The organism is Peribacillus sp. NPDC046944 (genome assembly GCF_050272735.1).
Lineage (GTDB): Bacteria > Bacillota > Bacilli > Bacillales > DSM-1321 > Peribacillus.
On the sequence record NZ_JBNNML010000003.1, the window covers coordinates 256,471 to 277,850 of the forward strand.

Annotated in this window: 18 protein-coding genes, 1 other RNA gene and 1 other annotated feature; of the genes, 1 reads left to right on the top strand and 18 read right to left on the bottom strand. The window is 43.0% G+C overall.

What is annotated here, in order from left to right; translation table 11 throughout:
- Window position 1: 1 nt before the first annotated feature.
- The 17 genes from ACQKIC_RS06925 to ACQKIC_RS07005 form a co-directional block, all read right to left on the bottom strand.
- Window positions 2-439 carry a hypothetical protein gene (locus tag ACQKIC_RS06925; RefSeq protein ID WP_427668579.1) on the bottom strand — a complete coding sequence of 146 codons (438 nt, stop codon included), beginning with the start codon at window positions 437-439 and terminating at the stop codon, window positions 2-4.
- 98 nt (window positions 440-537) lie between these two features.
- Window positions 538-1,035 (bottom strand): VanZ family protein, encoded by a 498-nt coding sequence (locus tag ACQKIC_RS06930; protein ID WP_402986397.1) that lies wholly within the window; start codon window positions 1,033-1,035, stop codon window positions 538-540.
- Window positions 1,036-1,608: 573 nt separating this feature from the next.
- Window positions 1,609-3,024 (bottom strand): S8 family peptidase, encoded by a 1,416-nt coding sequence (locus tag ACQKIC_RS06935; RefSeq protein WP_402986400.1) that lies wholly within the window; start codon window positions 3,022-3,024, stop codon window positions 1,609-1,611.
- A gap of 131 nt (window positions 3,025-3,155) precedes the next feature.
- A complete protein-coding gene (locus ACQKIC_RS06940) occupies window positions 3,156-5,039 on the bottom strand; it encodes a S8 family serine peptidase (RefSeq protein WP_427590543.1) in 1,884 nt (627 codons plus the stop codon).
- A gap of 148 nt (window positions 5,040-5,187) precedes the next feature.
- On the bottom strand, window positions 5,188-5,895 hold the full coding sequence (locus ACQKIC_RS06945; RefSeq protein ID WP_402869791.1) for an ABC transporter ATP-binding protein: 708 nt from the start codon (window positions 5,893-5,895) through the stop codon (window positions 5,188-5,190).
- Window positions 5,895-6,677 (bottom strand): ABC transporter ATP-binding protein, encoded by a 783-nt coding sequence (locus ACQKIC_RS06950; protein ID WP_402958253.1) that lies wholly within the window; start codon window positions 6,675-6,677, stop codon window positions 5,895-5,897. The genes ACQKIC_RS06945 and ACQKIC_RS06950 overlap by 1 nt, the downstream gene beginning before the upstream one ends.
- Complete coding sequence (locus tag ACQKIC_RS06955) at window positions 6,649-7,614, bottom strand: branched-chain amino acid ABC transporter permease (protein ID WP_427590544.1); 966 nt, start codon at window positions 7,612-7,614, stop codon at window positions 6,649-6,651. The genes ACQKIC_RS06950 and ACQKIC_RS06955 overlap by 29 nt, the downstream gene beginning before the upstream one ends.
- Window positions 7,615-7,627: 13 nt before the next feature.
- A complete protein-coding gene (locus ACQKIC_RS06960; RefSeq protein ID WP_427590545.1) occupies window positions 7,628-8,506 on the bottom strand; it encodes a branched-chain amino acid ABC transporter permease in 879 nt (292 codons plus the stop codon).
- A gap of 128 nt (window positions 8,507-8,634) precedes the next feature.
- Window positions 8,635-9,822 carry an ABC transporter substrate-binding protein gene (locus ACQKIC_RS06965; protein ID WP_427590546.1) on the bottom strand — a complete coding sequence of 396 codons (1,188 nt, stop codon included), beginning with the start codon at window positions 9,820-9,822 and terminating at the stop codon, window positions 8,635-8,637.
- A gap of 512 nt (window positions 9,823-10,334) precedes the next feature.
- Complete coding sequence (locus tag ACQKIC_RS06970) at window positions 10,335-11,522, bottom strand: ABC transporter substrate-binding protein (RefSeq protein WP_402958247.1); 1,188 nt, start codon at window positions 11,520-11,522, stop codon at window positions 10,335-10,337.
- A 155-nt stretch (window positions 11,523-11,677) separates the two neighbouring features.
- Complete coding sequence (locus tag ACQKIC_RS06975) at window positions 11,678-12,439, bottom strand: tRNA threonylcarbamoyladenosine dehydratase (protein ID WP_402958245.1); 762 nt, start codon at window positions 12,437-12,439, stop codon at window positions 11,678-11,680.
- A gap of 110 nt (window positions 12,440-12,549) precedes the next feature.
- Entirely contained in the window at window positions 12,550-13,656 is a 1,107-nt protein-coding gene (locus ACQKIC_RS06980; protein WP_427668581.1) for a M20 family metallopeptidase, read from the bottom strand.
- 211 nt (window positions 13,657-13,867) lie between these two features.
- Window positions 13,868-14,839, bottom strand: a complete 972-nt coding sequence (locus tag ACQKIC_RS06985) for an NERD domain-containing protein (RefSeq protein ID WP_427590548.1) — start codon at window positions 14,837-14,839, stop codon at window positions 13,868-13,870.
- A 225-nt stretch (window positions 14,840-15,064) separates the two neighbouring features.
- Window positions 15,065-15,250: non-coding RNA, 6S RNA (gene ssrS, locus ACQKIC_RS06990), on the bottom strand.
- Window positions 15,251-15,333: 83 nt separating this feature from the next.
- Window positions 15,334-17,106, bottom strand: a complete 1,773-nt coding sequence (gene aspS / locus ACQKIC_RS06995; RefSeq protein WP_402869808.1) for an aspartate--tRNA ligase — start codon at window positions 17,104-17,106, stop codon at window positions 15,334-15,336.
- Between the two features lie 12 nt (window positions 17,107-17,118).
- A complete protein-coding gene (gene hisS / locus ACQKIC_RS07000) occupies window positions 17,119-18,390 on the bottom strand; it encodes a histidine--tRNA ligase (RefSeq protein WP_402986416.1) in 1,272 nt (423 codons plus the stop codon).
- Between the two features lie 74 nt (window positions 18,391-18,464).
- Window positions 18,465-18,701, bottom strand: a binding site (T-box leader).
- 80 nt (window positions 18,702-18,781) lie between these two features.
- Window positions 18,782-18,955, bottom strand: a complete 174-nt coding sequence (locus ACQKIC_RS07005) for a hypothetical protein (RefSeq protein WP_402869812.1) — start codon at window positions 18,953-18,955, stop codon at window positions 18,782-18,784.
- Between the two features lie 128 nt (window positions 18,956-19,083).
- Here ACQKIC_RS07005 and ACQKIC_RS07010 point away from each other — a divergent pair, with 128 nt between their 5' ends.
- Window positions 19,084-20,847: an SH3 domain-containing protein gene (locus tag ACQKIC_RS07010; protein ID WP_402986418.1), complete on the top strand. Its 1,764-nt coding sequence runs from the start codon at window positions 19,084-19,086 to the stop codon at window positions 20,845-20,847.
- An 86-nt stretch (window positions 20,848-20,933) separates the two neighbouring features.
- On the opposite strand, the gene dtd is transcribed toward ACQKIC_RS07010, so the two are convergent.
- Complete coding sequence (gene dtd / locus ACQKIC_RS07015; protein ID WP_402869815.1) at window positions 20,934-21,377, bottom strand: D-aminoacyl-tRNA deacylase; 444 nt, start codon at window positions 21,375-21,377, stop codon at window positions 20,934-20,936.
- Between the last annotated feature and the right edge of the window lie 3 nt (window positions 21,378-21,380).

Consider the following 21,380-nt stretch of genomic DNA (forward strand, 5'->3'; position numbering starts at 1 on the left):
TCTATTCAAATCGATAATCCCAAAACAGACGCCATTCGTCTTTTTCCTTCACTACATAACAATCCTGTTCGATGGTAAACACACCAAAGTGAGACTCAAACATCTGTGTGACAGGAACCCTGTACGCTGTTTTATGGACCTTGCCACCTTTCCCCATGCTCCAATCCTTCACTTTCTTTGAACGTCCCACTTCATACTGAAAGGTTTCCACATCCATATGCTGCAAGAAGACATGAGCCCGATTTTGCACATAATCAGCACGAACCGGAAACCGCAGCTTCATTTCAGCACTCAATAAATCCCACGACTTCCCGAATTCCGCCTCACTCTCGTACGCATAGAACTCATCCACTAATCGTTCTGGTCCACTGGGCCAAAGGAAAACAATACAGCCACCGAAAGCTACAATCAGGGAAAAAAGAGCCATCATTCCTGCCATTTTCCTATTATGTCTTCTTATCTTCATCACCTTCAGAAAGGCTATCCTATCCTTACATTATATCCATGAGAAAAACGACAAAAAAAGAAGCTTGCTTATTAAACATACTTCTTACGGCGCCTCCACCATCTATTGACTATAAAAAAACACAAAATACCTAACAGTCCCCCGAACGTATCGATTATAACATCCTGCATCAAAGGCGTTCGCCCACCGGTGAATTTTTGATGCAATTCATCAGCACTCGCATAAAATAGCACGCAAACAAGTGCACCCGAAAGGCTAATAAACTTATTCTTCACAAAATCCCGCCAAACACCAAATGTCAAAAATCCGAATACAAAAAAGATAAAAAGATGCGCACCCTTTCGAATGAAAAACTCGAAAAAACCATCCACCCCAGCGGTATGAGCACTCACCTCAACACCACCATACAAAAAGGAAATACCCTCAAGCAATTCATACCAATAGGGCGTATTGAACCGTCCTAAAAAAGAAGCAAGACTCTGTTCTTCATATGTCTGTGAGGAAAAGGAGAAAATCAGCATTGCCCATAAAATAAGCAAAGCCGGGAATACCCACTTACGATTCATCATTTGATAGTCCTTCCATGAACTCTTTTAGTTTTATCCTTCAATCTTAATTCAACTTTTGAGAGCATCTATTAAATAAAAGTTAACTTCTAAAAAAATTTGGGAGTGTCAAAGAGGTCTTATGTATGGTTAATTACGGAAACGATTATTTAAATCTCTTTGAAAGCGGCGAACTTTACCCTAGCTAAACTTTCGGTGATTATGATTTTTCTGCCATCTATCTCCTCTGAAAATGAGAATGTCAAGTATTTAAAAAATCCCTCTGCCATTGCAGTCTTTTTTATCGTTATTTTAGTTTAATTTACCATTTTTTGATTTTCATAACAATAATATTGTTTTTGAATATCATGGCATTAAAAAACCATCTATTACATTTCCCTGAATTTAATCTTTCACTATTAACTAATTTTTATTGTCCAATTTACCCGGACTGTTAGTAGTATAGTTGCCTATTTCACCTTGCATGGTTGAATTATTGCTGTTTGCGTGGTTGAGTTATCCTTTTATTTATGAAGTGACAATGTTTAATCATCTTATATTAAACAGCCCCCGGTTAATTCCGGAGGCTGTTTCTGTTTATTTTTTCGCTTTGACCACAGTTACGGTTCTTGCTTTGCTGGAATATCCCGCTTTGCTTTTGGCCGTAACGGAAAGCTTGGTTCCTGCTTTTTGTTTTGTCTTCATCGTAACTTTAAATGTTCCCGCACTGTTGGTTTTTGCTTTTCCGAGCTGGCTGCTTCCTTTTTTAACGGTAACGGTCGAGCCTTTTTCAGCTTTTCCTGTAATTGTTTTAGCATTGTCCTTGACTGTATGAACGGTTGGCTTTGCGACGTAGTTCACGGCCCTTTTGGCATTTATACGCCCATTTCCGTAAAGATCGTCTTTTCCCTTTTTACCCAGATCATCGGACGTGCTGAATAGGCGTTCTTCGACCTGCGTATTCTTCAAGGTGGGCTTGTTCCCCCAGACCAAGGCTGCGACCCCAGTGACGATAGGCGCGGCCATCGAGGTTCCTGTCATATACCCATACGATTTATAAGGAAGCGTTGAATAAATCGAATCACCTGGTGCAGCCAAGTCAATATTGGTTCCATAATTGGAATAGTCGGCAATTCGATCTTTCTTTGACGTCGCACTGACGGAAATGACGTTCTCATAGGAAGCGGGATAACTGTTCCAGTAAGTATCTTCATTTCCAGCTGCGGCAACGATGACCAATCCCATATCATGGGCATACTGGATGGCTTGATCTTCACTATAAGAATAATTGAAGCCTCCTAAACTCATATTGATAATATTGGCCCCATATTCCACGGCATAATAAATGGCATAGATGAGATCAGAGGAATAGCCATATTCTCCCCTAAATATATTGATTGGCATGATTCTAGTATTCGGGGCGACACCCGTTCCGCCAGCTCCATTATTCATCGTAGCCGCAATGATTCCGGCCACATGTGTTCCATGTTCTCCTGCCGGCAAATGGGGGCTAAAGTTCACCATGTTATAGGGAGCAAAGAATTTTCCTTTTAAATCGGGATGATTAAGGTCTGCCCCGTTGTCAATGACGGCCACTATAATACTTTTCGAGCCCTTCGTCTTGTCCCAGGCTTTCTCGGTTTGGATCAACTTGTGATGATATTGCTTCGTATAATGGGGATCACTCGGTTTTTTCATCAATTGAATGAGATGATCTGGTTCCACGTACTCAATATTTTTATCTTTTTCTAGCTTCCTTATAAAACCAACTAGGCTTGTGTCATCCGGGACTTCCATCGTTTTCAACAGACCCTGTTGATCTATCGTTTTCTCGCTCACCTTGTACTTTTTCAAACTACCTTCTTTGGCTGAAGGCTTCATCTTGACAATGACCCGATCTGTTTCAATCGCGGTTGGATTGGCTTGTTCAGCTGCTAGTGTAGGTGGACCGTTACCAACGCCAATTTGGATGCAAAAGGCGATGATAACCAATAAAGAAAACATCCGCTTCATACTCATCCCCTCTTCCCCGTACTCATGAACTATAAATTTACCAAGTTATCAACTAATGCATATACTTATTTCACGGTATTTAGTACAAAAAAACCTCCAAGATTCTCGGAGGCTTCCTTTCTATTATAATTTTACTTTTTCACGGTCACTTTTCTTGACTTACTTGCATTCTTTGCCTCGTCTTTTGCGTAGACATACACGATTTTCCCGGCACTTTGCTTGGCAATCTTGACCGTGAAGCTACCTTTGTTCGTAGCTTTGGCAGAGCCAATGACTTTGCCCGATGCTTTGACATATACGGTGGAGCTTGCTTCTGCCTTCCCTGTCACCTTTGTTGTTTTAGGCGTGACTTTATTGACTGTCGGCATGCTTGGGGCGGTTTTATCCTTGACCGTCACCTTTTTGGCAGGGCTTTTGTTTCCTGCTTTATCGGTTGCGATTAAAGTCAGCACTTTTCCAGCCTTTTGCTTTTTCGTCATCGTCACGGTGAATGTGCCTGAGCTGTTGGTGGTTGCCTTTCCAAGCGTAGTGGTTCCCGTTTGGACGGTCACTTTGGAACTCGCTTCCGCTTTCCCCGTCACCTTTGTCGTATTGTCACCCACAGCATTTACTGTCGGCTTAGGTGGTGCGGTTTTATCGGTAACGGTAAGGAAGACCGGCACGCTTTTATTACCTGTTTTATCGACTAATCGTACATACACTTTCTGGCCAGCCTTCTGTTTTTCAACCGTCGCTGAAAATGTCTTTTCCCCGTTGATTTTCACCGTGGCTAGTGTTATTTTCTTCGTATAAATGGAGACGGTTCCGGTTGTAAACTGGCTAGGTATCGTCCCTTTAATCTTTGTATCCCTATCTGAGATGCCTGTCACAGAAGGTCTACTGAGGGTCTTCATCTCAAGTGCCTTTTTTGCATTGACACGCCCGTTACCATAATAGACATCTTTTCCTTTTGTGCCTAGATCGACAGCCGAGTCATATAATCGATATTCCACCGCTAATTGGGAAAGTTTCGGTTCATTGGACCAAATCAATGCGGCTACACCGGTAACAACGGGTGTCGCCATGGACGTTCCGCTCATAAAGGCATATCGATTATAAGGAAACGTTGAAAGGATTTTATCCCCGGGGGCTGTAATATCCACCGATGAATCGTAATTGGAATAAGTGGCGCGCTTATCTTTTGATGTGGTGGCACCCACCGAAATGACATGACTGAATGCGGCAGGGTATACACGTTTGTTGCTCTTTTTCAAATCCCCTTCATTTCCAGCCGCCGCAATAATCAGAACCCCTTCTTTATACGCCTCCTGGACCGCTTTATCTAGCGCTTTTGAATAATAGGTCTCTCCTAGACTCATATTAATTATGTCGGCTCCGTTTTCGATTGCATAATGGATGGCTTCTATGATATCGACCGTATCTGCATATTTCCCATCAAAAACGTTAATCGGCATAATTTTTATAGTAGGGGCCACACCTGCGCCTCCTAGTTTATTGTTAGCAGAGCCGGCAATGATGCCCGCAACATGCGTTCCATGTTCTCCTTTGGGCAGGATATTCATTCTCTCCCGTACGGTATCATAACCTTTATAAATCTTCCCTTTTAAATCTTCATGATTACGGTCAATGCCATCATCAATGATGGCCACGATCATTTCTTTTGAGCCCATGGTCTTTTTCCATGCAGCTTTCGTCCCGATTTTTTGATGATGCCATTGATCCTTAAAAATGGGGTCAGACAGACTTTCCATCTTTTTAAAAAGATAGTTTGGCTCTGCATACTCTACCTTTTTCTGATCTTCAAGCTTCTCTATTAGTTTTTCTGTGGTTTGCCCTTTAGGGATGTCTACCGCCTCGATTAATTCGCTGATAGGCTCATCATTTGTTTCTCTATATTTTACAATGACACCATCGGCATTAGGAGCTTCCTCTGCAAAAACGGCTTCTGGCTGTTGAATCGGCAAAAATGTTAAAAGAAGTGCGATAGGTACGATGGACCGAAATAACTTTTGCATGGAATCACTCCAATAGATTATTATGGGTACTTTTCATTAGTTCCCTCTATCTAAATTGTATACTGATAGATATAGATTTACTAATCTTTTCATCTAGTCAATATGAATCATTTCCATTTTTATCAAAAGAAAAAACCGCAATGCGGTTTCAGTGTCCTCCTAAATAGGCATTCTTTATTTCTTCACTCGCCGTTAGTTCCTCAGCTTGACCAGAAAGGACGATGCGGCCCGTTTCCACTACATACGCTCGATCTGCAATGGATAATGCAAGATTCGCATTTTGCTCGACAAGCAGAATCGTCGTACCCGTTTTATTGATTTCTTCTATGATGCTGAAAATCTGTTTTACCAGTAACGGTGCAAGTCCCATCGAAGGCTCATCCAATAAGAGCAGACGCGGCTTTGCCATAAGGGCCCGACCCATGGCGAGCATTTGCTGCTCTCCGCCAGAAAGGGTTCCCGATTGTTGCTTAAGTCTCTCAAGCAAGCGTGGAAATAGTTCGTATACCTTTTCCATATCCTTTTTGATCTCTGCCTTGTCTTTTCGTAAATAAGCACCTAGTTGAAGGTTTTCTTCCACCGTCATGTTGGCGAAAACACGGCGTCCTTCCGGGACATGCGAGATTCCCATCTTCACGATCGATTGGGCAGGTTTGCCACCGATTGATTGATTCTCATAAAGAATCTTTCCTTGTTTCGGTTTCAATAAGCCGGAAATCGTCTTGAGCATCGTACTTTTACCTGCTCCGTTCGCCCCAATCAGGGTGACGATTTCACCTTGGTTGATTGTGAGGGAGACACCCCTTAATGCCTGTATGTTCCCGTAATATACGTTAATATCCTCGATTGTTAACATTATGAAACCTCCTCGCCCAGATAGGCCTCGATGACTTTTGGATTGTTACGTATTTCTTCCGGCTTTCCTTGAGCGATCAACTGGCCATGATCGAGCACATAGATACGCTCGCATACACCCATGACAAGAGGCATATCGTGTTCAATCAACAGCACGGTCAAGTCAAATTTCTCACGGATTAGCGCAATCAATTTCATGAGTTCGTGTGTTTCCTGGGGATTCATGCCGGCCGCCGGTTCATCGAGTAAGAGCAGTTTTGGGTTAGCGGCAAGGGCACGGGCAATTTCCAAGCGCCTTTGCTGACCATACGGCAGGTTTTTCGCCTTTTCATCCTTGTATCGATCCAGATTGAAGATCTTCAGGAATTCAATGGCCTTTTCCTCCATTTCCTGTTCCCCTCTAAAATGGGTGGGGAAACGCAAGATGGAACTGACAATGCTATGTTTCGAAAGAGAATGATAGGCTACTTTTACGTTATCAATCACCGAAAGTTCACTGAACAAACGGATATTCTGGAACGTCCGGCTGATTCCTTTTTGCGTGATTTTATAGGGCGGACGTTTCCTTAAGTTTTCCCCGTCTAGGGAAATGGTGCCCTCAGTCGGGACATAAACCCCAGTCAATAGGTTGAAAAATGTCGTTTTCCCAGCTCCATTCGGTCCGATTAAACCGACCAATTCCCCCGGATACAACTCGACGTTAACATCGGATACCGCTTTAAGCCCTCCAAACTGGATGCCGACCGAGTCGACTTTAAGCAGCGGTGTTTTTGTTGTTGCCATGGCTGCTGCCTCCTTTACGATTGAACATGGACGTTATTTCTTTCGTTCCCATCAAGCCTTGTGGACGATAAATCATCATCACAATCAGAACAAGGCTGTAGATGATCATTCTTGTTTCTGGATAGTCTTGCAGGAATGTCGTGACGACCGTAAGAAGGATAGCTGCCAATACGGAACCGGATAAGCTTCCAAGTCCACCGAGTACGACTAGAATTAAGATATCGAATGATTTCAAGAACCCAAAGTTCGACGGTTGGATAATATAGAAGTTGTGGGCATATAACCCTCCAGCGATTCCAGCAAAGAAAGCACCGATTGCAAACGCGACAACTTTATAATAGGTTGTGTTAATCCCCATCGAGTCGGCTGCCGTTTCGTCCTCACGGATCGAGATGCAGGCCCTTCCATGTGTCGAACTTGTAAAGTTCCGGATGACAAGGACCGTGATTAGTACGGAACCGAACACCCATGGCCATGTAGTCAAATGCGATACTTGCATTCCGCTTGCCCCGCCTACATAGTCAATATTCAAGAGCACGATCCGGACGATTTCTCCAAATCCCAAGGTCGCGATTGCCAGGTAATCCCCTTTAAGACGTAAGCTTGGAATCCCAATGACCAAACCGGCAAGCGCTGCGACCAACCCACCTATAATCAATGCCAGGGGAAACGGCATTTGCAACTTCATGGTAACGACCGCTGAAGCGTATGCACCGACGGCCAGAAAGCCGGCATGTCCGATTGAAAATTGACCGGTAATCCCGATGATTAAATGAAGGCTCGTTGCCAAAATAATATTGATCCCGATGAACATGAGCGTATTTTGATAAAAAGGATTCAAAGAACCGCCGCCGATCAGTACCTGGACCACGGCGAAAAAGATCAGTGATAGGACGATCGAGAGCCAAAAACCTTTAGCTCGCTTAAAAGTAGTCATAGCTTTGTCTCCCTTATACTTTTTCTTTTTTGTTTTTACCGAACAAGCCTTGTGGCATGAAAATCAAGATAAGAATCAGTACGATAAAGGCTACGGCATCCCGCCATAATGAATAGCCAGCGGCACTGACCAAAGCCTCGATGACTCCAAGCAATAATCCTCCGACCATCGCACCCGGGATAATTCCGATTCCACCAAGCACCGCGGCTACGAATGCCTTCAACCCTGGGAGCACTCCCATCAAAGGCTCGATTTTTATATAATAGATACCAAAAATGACCCCTGCTGCTCCCGCTAATGCGGAACCGATTGCAAATGTTGCTGAAATCGTATTATTGACGTTGATCCCCATCAGCTTAGCCGCATCTGCATCGAAAGAAACGGCACGCATCGCCTTCCCGATTTTCGTTCTATGAACAATGATTTGTAGAACGATCATCAATGCGACGGCTACGCCAAAGATCAATACCGACTGGCTGTTTATCGAAGCACCGAATATATTGATTTTATCCGAAGGCAATACATCACTCGGATAAGCTTCCGGCTGTGCACCACGGACATAGATGAATCCATATTCGATCAAAAGGGAAACACCGATGGCGGTTATAAGAGCGGCAATGCGCGTTGCATTGCGCAATGGCTTGTATGCGATCCGTTCAATTAATACGCCAAAGAGTGCACAGACCGTCATTGAAATGAGGAGGGCTGGCACAAACGACAGATCCAAAACCGTTATCGAGTAGAAACCAACGAATGATCCGACCATGAAGACGTCACCATGTGCGAAGTTTATCAGTTTAACAATTCCATACACCATCGTATATCCGAGAGCGATAAGGGCATAAATGCTACCGAGTGAAACTCCATTTATTAGCTGTTGTACCAATTCCATATTCGACTCTCCTTGAAAAATCTAATTTTATAATGCGGCACGTCTATTTTTTCAGTGGGTAAAAAATGAGAAGTCGCCAGCACCTTCTAATCGAAGAAGGGCCGGCGAAGGCTAAAACCTTTCCCAGATCATTCAGGATTGATTTTTGTATTGAATACCTGTTTTCCTTCTTTAAACTCAAGGATCGTAGCGGATTTGATTGGATTGTGTTTTTCATCTAATGTAAATGTTCCCGTCACAAGGCTAAGATCTTTTGTTTTTTCCAAAGCATCCTTGATCTTATCCGAATCCGAAGATCCGGCACGTTTAATGGCATCGGCAAGGAAGTAGCCAGTATCGTAGCCTAAAGCGTTAAAAGCATCAGGGGATTTGTCTTTGTATTCAGCCTTGAATGCCGACACAAAGTTCTGGATCTTTTCGTCAGGGTCACCTGAAGAATAATGGTTGGTGATGAATGTATTATTTAGAGCCTTCTCACCAGCAATTTCAACTAGTTTAGGAGAATCCCAACCATCGCCGCCCATGAATGGAACGTCAAGACCTGTTTCACGAGCCTGCTTAACGATCAATCCAGCTTCTTCATAGTAGCCTGGTAGGAAGATGAAATCCGGTTTTGCCGATTTCAGGCGAGTCAGTGTAGAACGGAAATCAGTATCCTTGGCAATATAAGCTTCTTCCGCTACAACTTTTCCACCATTTTTTTCGAATTGTTCCTTAAAGGCTGCCGCTAACCCTTTTGAATAATCGCTTGCACTATCAATATAGATGGCTGCGCTTTTTGCTTTGATTTCGCTAGTGGCGAAATTCGCTGCCACGGTTCCTTGGAAAGGATCGATAAAGCTTGTTCTGAAAACATAATCATTCAATTTATCATCTTTATATGTGATTTCTGGGCTTGTCCCAGAAGGAGAGATGACCGGAACCTTATTATCCTGGGCAATCTGCACCTGTGCGATTGTATTCGTACTTGTTGCGGCACCGACGATTGCTGTCACCTTATCTTGAGAAGTCAGCTTTATGGCACCACTTGTCGCTTCAGCCGCTTCGGATTTATTATCAACTGGTATAAGTTCGATTTTTTTTCCATCAATGCCTTCTTTGTTAATTTCTTTAGTCGCAAGCTTGAGACCTTCTGAAATCGATTGTCCGTAAGAAGCAACTCCCCCTGATAATTCAAGGTTCACCCCGATTTTAATCGTGTCTCCCTCTTCACCCTTTTTTGTTGTTGAAGCAGAGTCCGAACCGGAACAACCTGCCAATACCCCTGCTACTAGTGATAGCGAAAGAAATGCACTTGCTAATTTCTTCTTTTTCATAATGAACCCCCTATTTTGTAATCTTTATTTGTGGCGCATGAATATTTATTCAATACGCTGTCTAAATAATAGATAAATATAAATATTTACAATTTAATAAATATTTTGAAAATAGTGTACCGCATAATTTTCACCACGTCTAGACGTAAAATGCATGAACATTTTGTCCAATAGTCTATATCTCATAGACCTTTGCAAGCTATTATTATATTGATATATGCCATCATCGTTTTTAACAGAGAAAAATCAAAGAGTTTCGTTATTTCAATGTTATAAATCTATGTTTATCATCAGTCGTTTTTTATTCCGTCATTAGTAACATCCAACCTTATCATTTCCTTAATTTTCTATTCTCGAGTATCCTGATAGGTTTTTACACCTACATCCAGCGCGTATCTTTTATACAGATTTCTATTTCGAAATTGTATAATACTATATAAATATTCATGTATTTCTGCTGGTCATTACAACAAAAAGACCGCCATATGGCGGTCCCTTTGAATCAAGCGAGATCACGGATCAATCTTCGTATTAAAGGTTTGTTTACCATCCACATATTCCAAGATGGTGGCCGATTTAATCGGATCATGGTTTTCATCCAAGTTCAAGGTTCCTGATACTAATTCGAAATCCTTCACTTCTTCTAATGCTTTTCTGATATTTTCAGATGTTGGATCTCCGGCTCTTTTAATGGCATCAGCCAAATAGTAACCAGTGTCATAGCCTAATGCAGCAAAAGCATCAGGTGTTTTCTTGTATTCCGCTTTGAATGCTGAAACGAAATCTTGAATCTTAGCGTCTTCATCTTCCGGCGAATAGTGATTAGTGATATAGGTGTTCTTCAAAGCTTCTGCTCCGGCAATTTCCACGACTTTTGGTGAATCCCAGCCGTCTCCACCCATGAACGGAAGGTCCATTCCATTTTCCCGAGCTTGCTTCAAGATCAGACCGACTTCTTCATAGTAACCTGGAAGAAATACGAATTCTGGTTTTGCGGACTTGATACGAGTCAATGTCGCACGGAAATCAGTATCTTTTGTCACATAGGCTTCTTCCGAAACGATTTTCCCTCCATTTTTCGTAAAGGCTTCCTTAAAGGCTGCAGCTAGTCCTTTTGAGTAATCGCTTGCACTGTCAACATAAATGGCAGCGGTCTTCGCCTTCACTTCATCTGTTGCAAAATTGGCTGCAACGGTTCCTTGGAATGGATCGATGAAGCACGTTCTAAACACATAATCATTCAATTTTCCAGCTTTGTTCGTAATATCGGGATTTGTTGCGGTTGGTGTAAGTAGAGGAATCTTGTTATCCTGTGCGACTTGAACTTGTGCTAACGTGTTTGTACTTGTAGCGGATCCTACAATCGCCACTACTTTATCCTGACTGACAAGTTTAATCGAACCGTTCGTTGCTTCTGCTGCATCCGATTTATTATCCACTTTTTTAATTTCAATTTTCTTACCATTGATTCCTTCTTTATTGATTTCATCGATGGCCAATTGCAAACCATCCATTGCAGACTGACCAAATGAGGCCGTCCCACCTGACAATTCAAGGTTGGCACCAATTTTTATGGTGTCTTCTGAACTGGATGATCCTCCGCCAGAACTACTGGTTTTCGAGTCACCATTGCAACCTGCCAGTGCCCCTGCGATTAATGATAGTGATAGAACCATGCCTGCTAACTTTTTCTTTTTCATTTGAAACCCCCTTTTTCTTTAGAAAACAAAAAGAATATTCTGAAAATAATGTATCTCATTCTAGGTAGTTTGTCTATATTTTTCGGTAAAATAGTAAATATATGTAATTATCAAAACAAAAAACTGACCCTAGATCAGAGTCAGTTTACCGCTTATTAATCGTTAACACGACGAACTTCAATATCTTTTAATAGGTCATTGATGACCCAGCTTGCCGCAATTAAGCCGGCTACAGATGGAACGAACGCATTGGAAGATGGAGGCATTTGAGCTTTACGGATTTTCGCCTCATCATTACCGACCTCTTTCCGGACATCCTCACGTATCACAATTGGGCTTTCATCGGAAAATACAACCGGAATTCCTTTTGTGATGCCTTCTTTACGCAATCTTGTGCGGATGACTTTCGCAAGCGGATCGGTATGTGTTTTGGAAATATCGGCAATCTGGAAGCGGGTTGGATCCATTTTATTTGCGGCACCCATACTTGCGATGATCTTGATATTTCGTTTCAGGCACTCTTTCATGACATGCATTTTGTAGATGACCGTATCGGATGCATCGATGACATAATCGAGATTATAACTGAAGAATTCCTCGAAGGTTTCTTCTGTATAAAACATCTTCAAGGCGATGACTTCACACTCCGGATTAATATCCTGGATGCGCGCTTTCATCAATTCGGCTTTTGGCTGACCCACAGTCGAAAGAAGCGCATGGATCTGTCTGTTTACATTTGTGATGTCCACATCATCTTTATCGACAAGGATAATCCGGCCAACACCTGTACGTGCCAACGCTTCGGCTGAAAAAGAACCTACTCCGCCTACACCAAGGACAGCGACCGTCGTGTTTTTCAACCGGTCCATGCCCTCTTTACCAATCGCTAGTTCATTTCGTGAAAACTGATGCAGCATATATTTTCAACTCCAATAAATTCTGATCTTATTTGTGTTCCCAATTAACAATATATCATAAACATCGGGGATGACAAGCAAATATGACCAGTTTTATCGGAATTGGCAGGCTAGTTCATTCGAGACAATTTTTCGAGCAGGGTGGCTAATAGGAGTGTGCGTTCTAACAGGCTTTCTATCTCTAAATATTCATCTTCGCTATGGGCATGGCCTCCAATCGGTCCGAGTCCGTCAATCGTTGCGATCCCTAATTCAGAGGGGAACGACGCATCCGAGCCTCCGCCCGTTTCCGTATCGGTGATTGTGATGCCCATTTCCTCACCCGCTTGCCGGATGATTTCCAATAAGACGGTGGTTTTCTCCGTCTTTTCCATGGGCGGCCGGTCCATCTTACCGCTCAGGCTAGTTTTTGTTCCCGCTACAAACGTTTGGGCACAGATATCCTTCATTTGCTTACAGACGAACTGCGCCTGGTTTCTTTTCGAGATTCGCACATCTATTAAAGCTGATGCATGGGGTGCAACTGTATTGACCGCCACCCCGCCTTCTATGATTCCAACATTTACGCCGATGCCTAGTTGATGATCCGTTAACCGATGCAGGGCGAGAATCTTATGAGCCAATTCTTCAATCGCACTCTGACCTTTTTCCGGTTCAACCCCAGAATGTGCAGATTTTCCTACAACCTCCACCTTGAATTGGCCGCAACCTCTTCTCGCGGTGACAAGTGAACCATCTGCTCTCGCTGGCTCTAACACAAGCGCGAACTTCTTGTCCTTGGCTTTTTCCGAAATGAGCGCGGCAGACGATGGCGACCCTATCTCTTCATCGCTGTTTAGGATGATCTGTATATGTTTATAGCCGGTTTGTCCAGTCAGCTTCATGCAAAAAATCGCATATAGAAGCTCGACCAAGCTTCCCTTCATGTCAATAACACCTGGCCCATATGCACGCAGACCCACCATTTTGAACGGACGTTTCTTCGCCGTCCCTTCCGAAAAAACGGTATCCATATGGCCAACAATGAGAATATGCGGAGACATTGCTTCACGGTGCTGGATGACTAAATGATCGCCATATTTCTCCTGTTTAATTACCGTCACAAGAAAATTAAGATCCTCAAATTTCTTTTTTAAAATCGCTCCGATTTCATCAATGCCTTTTTTTGTATAAGAACCGCTATCGATATTCACAAGCTGCTCCAATAATTGGAGCATTTCTTTCCTTTTCGCGTGCAATAAGTCCTTCAAAGCCCTCACTACTTTCTATCCTCGCTAAAGATTTATACTCCTACTCATAATTTACGAACGTACATCACGGAATGTTCCATAAATAGTGCGGGTATCAGTCGGTTTGATGTTTTTACCGGTCAATTTTGCACTTTTATCGGTCAATTGAATACATTTATCGGTCAAAACTCACTTTATATCAGTCAACCTCCCATTCAAGAACATATTCTCGCCCTTTATATGATCCGTAATGATCGACCTTCATTCCTGACAGGATACGATTGGCAACCGTTCCTGATTCAATTTGCAGAAACGAACGCACATCTTTATTCGTTACCGTAGGACGGAAAAGGAGGGCATAATCATGCAATGCTTGTAAGTGAGCATTCTTTGAGCTATGTGAACATGAAGGGCATATCCATTTTCCCCGCCCGCGTTTCATGGGAAGAGCCATACATTCCGGACATTGGACACCTTTCAATAATTCAGTTTCAGGGATTTGATACACGTGTAGGATATTCTGATTGAGCGGGGTGTTTTTTTGGAGGAAGCTATTAGAAAGTTTGTTGAATTGCCTTTGCGTCAGTAAATGGGAAGGATACTTATTTTCAAGGGTTCGTATTCTAGCGTTGAGGGTTTCTTTACCAGTAATTTGGTTGAAAATCGAAGTGTGCCCAGGCGTAGTTTTGATGATGGCATTCGGGTTGGCATTGGCAATGAGAGTTTCTATCGGAATCTCCGGGAATTTATGAAGCCTCATCCAATCGGTTAAGCGGGATTTCTGGATATTCACCTGTAGAAGCGGGTCAAGGTAGGCTTGTTCCTGCCCGTCTTTCGTACGGATCAATTGAGGATAAAGTCGATCAAAATAAAGTGAACCGGCAAAGTTTTTCACCTCTATAATGATCATTACGTTTTTGGACAAAAGCAATAGATCCAGTTGAAAAAAACGGGTTGCGTCATGCTGTAATCGCAGATCATGAAAGATGTAAAATCCCCCTGATAGATAGGCTAACTCAGCACCAATTGCTCGTTCTCCCTTATGGCCCGTCCGTATTTTTCGATAATCACTCGTTATAAGGTGATGCTTAGGATGGTGTTCAGGTAGCCTCCTCGTCAACGCTTCTAGTTTGAGCATCTTAATTGGCTTCTTGCATGGTTTTTTAATCAATTCATCACTCTCCTTCCATGCTTTTTTCGACATGTCTGCTGAGGAATCCTGCAAAAAGGGTTCTGCACGTCTTTTATCGGTCCGTTTGTGTTTTTATCGGTTAAATCAGCACTTTTATCGGTCAAATGAATACATTTATCGGTCAAAACGCCTCTTTTATCAGTCAATATCCAAAGCACACAAAAAAACCCATGTTTTCTCAACATGAGTTGCTTTGTTATGAGTAAGAGTCCCAATTGTGCCGTTTATGCCTTTGTTTTGAACCCGCTCTCCGCAGGTGGGTGCTCGGTTCCTTGCATTTGTAAGTCCTCTACGAAGGAGGCATTTACGCGGCCTGGAAACTAGTGCTCCCGGTAACTATAAGTGTTCGGTCAAAACTTATAGGTTAAAGAACGAACACATCAGGACTCTTACTTGTTGAAATCATCATAGCATATCACTTAGCTCTGTTTCAAGAGAAAGCATCTAGGTATAATTTATCATTTTTTACCAATTTACTTACTTTTCTTTGCAGCCAATCTGATGCTTAGTTCTGCTAATTGCTTGTCGCTTACCGGACTTGGAGCATCTACAAGCAAATCGCTAGCGCTAGCTGTTTTCGGGAACGCGATGGTATCGCGAAGGTTTGAACGACCCGCAAGCAACATCACCATACGGTCTAATCCAAGGGCAATTCCGCCATGTGGAGGTGTTCCGTATTCAAAGGCATCCATTAGGAAGCCGAATTGTGCTTTTGCTTCTTCTTCAGTGAATCCAAGTACTTTGAACATTTTTTCTTGAACATCACGTTCGAAAATACGTAATGAACCACCGCCAAGCTCGTATCCGTTCAATACAAGGTCATAGGCTTGTGCGCGGACATTGGCTGGATCGGATTCAAGAATATCCAAGTCTTCACGGAATGGCATTGTGAATGGATGGTGGGCTGCGTAGTAGCGGCCTTCGTCTTCATCATATTCAAATAATGGCCAGTCTGTAACCCATAGGAAGTTGAATTTGCTTTCGTCGATCAAGCCTCTTTCTTTACCAAGCTTGTTACGAAGTGCACCAAGTGCATCCGCTACGATTCCTTTTTTATCAGCAACAAATAGGATAAGGTCTCCTACTTCCGCTTCCACTGCAGCTACTAGTTGTTGTTGATCTTCAGCGAAGAATTTAGCGATTGGTCCTTTTACGCCGTCTTCTTCGACTTTCAACCAAGCAAGGCCTTTCGCGCCGTAAATCGCTGCAAATTCTGCCAATGCATCGATATCTTTACGGGAATAGTCTGCATTTCCGTCCTTAACGACGATTGCTTTTACTTGTCCACCGTTCGCTATAGCTCCTGTAAATACTTTAAAGTCGCTATCTTTCACGATTTCAGATACGTCTTTCAATTCCATTGCAAAACGTGTATCCGGTTTGTCAGAACCAAAACGGCTCATCGCTTCGTTATACGTCATTTGCGGGAATGGAAGGGTAACGTCCATTCCTTTTACGTCTTTCATGACTTTTGCCATCATGTTTTCAGCCGTTTTAATGATATCTTCCTGGCTCATGAAGCTAGTTTCAATATCAATTTGCGTGAATTCGGGCTGTCTGTCAGCACGTAAATCTTCATCACGGAAACAACGGGCAATTTGGTAGTAGCGTTCGAAGCCAGATACCATCAACAGCTGTTTGAATAGCTGTGGAGATTGTGGCAAGGCGTAAAATTCACCATCATGGACACGGCTTGGTACTAAATAATCACGTGCGCCTTCTGGTGTGCTCTTTGTTAAAATCGGTGTTTCGATATCAAGGAATCCTTCTCCGTCCAAGAAATCACGGATTGCTTTAGTCGTTTGGTTACGCATTTTCAACGTTTCGAACATTGCCGGACGACGTAAGTCCAGGTAACGATATTTCAAACGGATATCTTCTGAGACTTCCGTTCTTTCATCAATGATGAACGGAGGTGTTTTTGCTTCATTCAAGATTGTTACGCTTTCCGCTTGAACTTCAATCGTACCTGTTGTCACGTTTGGGTTGATGTTCGCCTCATCACGTTTGATGACCGTTCCTTGGATATCAAGAACGTATTCATTACGGATTTTTTCAGCGGTTGCCAAGGCTGCTGCCGAGATATCCGGATTGAAAACGACTTGTACGACTCCGCTTCTGTCACGAAGGTCGATAAAGATGACTCCACCTAGGTCACGACGTTTTTGTACCCATCCTTTTAATGTAACCTTTTCACCAATTGCTGCTTCTGTTACTTCTCCATTGAAGTATGTTCTGCCAAACATGGTATTTCCCCCTTAAGCCTGTAGCTTTTTAAATTGTTCAACGAATGTAGCTAGGTCCATTTGGACCTGTTCGCCCGTTTCCATGAACTTTAGACTGATTTTATTGTTTGCCAATTCATCGTCTCCGAGAGTCGCCACGTATTTCGCTTCTAAACGGTCAGCTGATTTAAATTGGGCTTTTACTTTACGGTCCTGGTAGTCCTTTTCGACTTTGAATCCAGCATTACGCAATTGATAGGCAAGTTTGACGTTATAATCCTTAGCCGCTTCACCTAATGAAACAAGATAGCAATCGATGCCTTTCTTAATCGGAAGTTGAACATTTTCCGCTGAAAGCGCAGCAATGAGACGCTCGATGCTAAGGGCAAAACCAATTCCTGGCGTTTCCGGACCGCCAAGCTCTTCGGCAAGACCGTTATAACGTCCTCCACCACATAGAGTCGTGATGGCTCCAAATCCTTCGGCATCACTCATGATTTCAAAAGCTGTATGATTGTAATAATCCAAGCCGCGAACAAGTGTTGGATCTTCGATAAACTCGATGTCCAAATTTGTTAAGTGTTGCTTCACTTTTTCAAAATAGATACGTGATTCCTCATTTAAATAATCAATGATGGAAGGTGCCGTTTGCATCAATTCATGATCGTGGTCTTTTTTACAATCAAGAATACGTAGTGGGTTTTTTTCCAGGCGTTGCTGGCAATCACCACAGAACTCGCCGATGCGTGGCTCGAAATGCTGGATTAAAGCATTGCGGTGCGCTGTCCGGCTTTCTTTATCCCCTAAGCTATTAATGACCAATTTCAGTTTTTTCAATCCAAGTGCCTTGTACAGACTCATGGCCAATGAAAGAACCTCTGCATCAATGCCAGGATCCTTACTGCCCAAAGCCTCGATCCCAAATTGAACGAACTGGCGGAAACGTCCTGCCTGTGGTCGTTCGTACCGGAACATAGGTCCGATATAATAAAGTTTGACCGGTTGATTCGCCCAACCAAACATTTTGTTCTCAATGTATGAACGAACGACAGAAGCTGTTCCTTCAGGACGAAGCGTCAGATTCCTTTCGCCGCGATCCTGGAATGAATACATCTCTTTTTGCACGATGTCGGTCGTATCCCCTACACCCCGCAAAAATAATTCCGTATGTTCAAATATCGGCGTACGGATTTCTTTATACTGATAACGTTGACAAATTTCGCGCGCAGTCTTTTCAATATACTGCCAAATCTCCGTTTGTTCAGGCAGTAAATCCTGTGTCCCTCTTGGAATCTGAATCGACATAATTATTTCCTCCTTTACAGCAAACGCCATTTTATCCCAAACAAAAAACTCCCGTCCCTTGTAACATAATCGTTACAAGGGACGAGAGTTGAATATCCCGTGGTGCCACCCTAGTTGAAACACAATAAATACGTGCCTCCGCTTAAAAGCAGTTAACGCCTGCTTACGTCCATCTCCTACTAGTGAAATCGTTCAGAGTGAAACCTACGGAGGGTTCTTTCATTAAGTCATCATGTGGAATGCTTTCAGCCTCGGCATTTCCTCTCTTGTTCATGTGTTTCTTAATTACTCTTCTCCATCATTGGTTGTTACAGTAATAGTTCTGATATTGTATAATCATACGGACGTTGCCTTCAAATGTCAAGATTCCTTGAGAAATTTGTCGAAACTTTCATTGATTGAGATTCTTTTTCAAGTTTTTGATTGTCCGGACGTTCACTTCGAATTCGGATGCTAATTCAACAAGATTTGCAGTTTGTTCCTTTTGGATGAAATCATGAAAATCGACGCCTAATACTTGATTGCCTCCATTTAATGTCGTTTGGGCCTTCTCGCTGAATTTCATTTGTACCCCTCCATCGTTTAGATATGATTTAGTCTTTCCAAAAATAAATCTTTTTTGCATAATAAAGAGGGAAATTTTTTATTGAACGAGAATAGATACAGATAGACGGAAAAGGGAGAGAGACAGCCATGAAAAGGAAACCAGGATTCATTGCCCTTGCCCTGTTGCTGATGATGACGGCTTTTTCACCGGTACAACACGTACTTGGAGAAAGTGAAGGAGAAATTATCGTGACGTCAAAGGTGGTCAATGTCCGTGAAGGTGCGGGCCTTAGTTACCCTATCGTCAAAAGGCTTTCAAAGGGCGACAAATATGAAATCGTAAGTGAAAAAGATGATTGGTACGAAATACGGATTGGTACCGGTAGGACAGGCTGGGTGGCCAATTGGCTTGTGGAAAGAAATACGGAGTCGGGTCAAGTCAGGATGAAAACTGGTCAAGGTACCATTACCGGCGATTCCGTCCGTGTCCGTTTTGGTCCAGGCACCACATTCCAAACGGTAAGTACATTATCAAAAGGTACACCAGTGGACATAATGGAAAAGAATGAAAATTGGGTCCAAATTAAAAAAGGTGACATCGAGGGATGGGTCGCAGCTGACTATATTCAGCTTCCTTCTTCTTCAGCAGAGAACAAGGTGAATCAAGATGTTAAGGAAGAATCGGGAAAGAACCTGAAAACCGGTTTCGTCATGGTCGACAACCTTAATGTCCGTTCAGAACCATCCAAAAACAGTGCCTCATTAGGTAAGCTGAATAAGAGTGCTTCGGTCACCGTTTATCAAATCAATAATGAATGGGCTGAAATTAACTTTCAAGGCAAAAAAGGATGGGTCGCTGAATCATACATAGAAATTGGCAAGGATAAAGACGTTACCAAGGAAATCACGGCAGGCACGGCCATAGCAAGAATAACCGCCACAGGTTTAAATGTGCGGAAAAAAGATTCTTTGAATAGCGAAGTCATCGGTTCGGTCAATAAGGATGAGACTTATCCAGTTCTCCAACAAAAAGGACAAATGACACAGCTTCAACTTTCCGACGCAAAAAAAGGATGGGTCGTCAGCTGGTTCCTAGAAATTGAGAATGAGGAACAAACGTCCAAGGAAACGAACCATCCTATCAAAGGTACTAACATCACAACCATACATGACGGCACCATCCTTAGAAGTAAACCGAATACGGGCTCCGACATCGTTGGACAAGTTAATGCGGGTGAAACCTTCCACGTCCTTGGCATGGAGGGAGATTGGTACTCCATTAAGCTTAAGAATGGGGAAACCGCATATGTAGCAGGCTGGATTGTTAAAGTGGAGGGCAACGCCGATCAAGTTAAACGACCAGGTGTTGAAAAATATTTAGAAGATAAAGTCATCATCATTGATCCAGGCCATGGAGGCCGCGATAGCGGGACAATCGGAGTTGGTGGTACTCTTGAAAAGAACTTGACCATCCAGACGGCTGAGTTGCTTCGGGACAAGCTTCAGGCCGCTGGTGCAAAAGTCATCCTAACAAGAAGCTCCAATACGTATGTGGCTCTTCCATCACGTGTCAACATCTCTCATATTCATAATGCCGATGCATTCATCAGCCTCCATTATGATAGCACCATCGATCAGATCACAAGTGGGATAACCACGTATTATTATCACGGCTATCAGCAGGCCTTGGCCTCTTCCATAGCCCATTCACTCGGTTCCACCATGCAGGTGCCTAATCGCGGGTACCGGTTTGGGGATTATCATGTAATCCGTGAAAACAAACGAGTCGCTGCACTGATTGAATTAGGTTACTTAAGTAACCCTGTCGACGAATTGACGATTACAACGAACGAATACCAAGAAACTGTCACCTCTGCCATCTATAATGGTTTGGCAAGGTATTTTAAATGATGAAAAGCCGAGACTCCAATATGTGGGGCCTCGGCTTTTCCCTTTTCTTGAATACAAAAAAGTAAATCCCTGCACAATGCAGGGATTTACTTTTTACTTTCTAATAGCAACGTTACTGGACCATCATTGGTGAGCTGAACATCCATCATGGCACCGAATTCACCTGTTTCGGTATGGACGCCACGTTTGCGTAGCTCTTCATTGAATAGATCATATAAAGCTTTCGCCTCATCAGGACGGGCGGCGTCCATGAAGTTCGGGCGACGGCCTTTTCGGCAATCGCCGTATAAGGTGAATTGTGAAACGGAAAGGATCGAACCACCAACATCCAGTAGTGAATGGTTCATCTTTTCATTTTCATCTTCAAATATTCTAAGATTGACAATTTTCTCAGCCAATTGGACGGCGTCAGCCACGGTATCCCCATGGGTGACTCCGACTAAAAGCACGAGCCCTTTATCAATTTGACCAATTGTTTTGTCTGCCACAACGACCTTGGCAGCTTTGGAACGTTGTAAAACAACACGCATAGT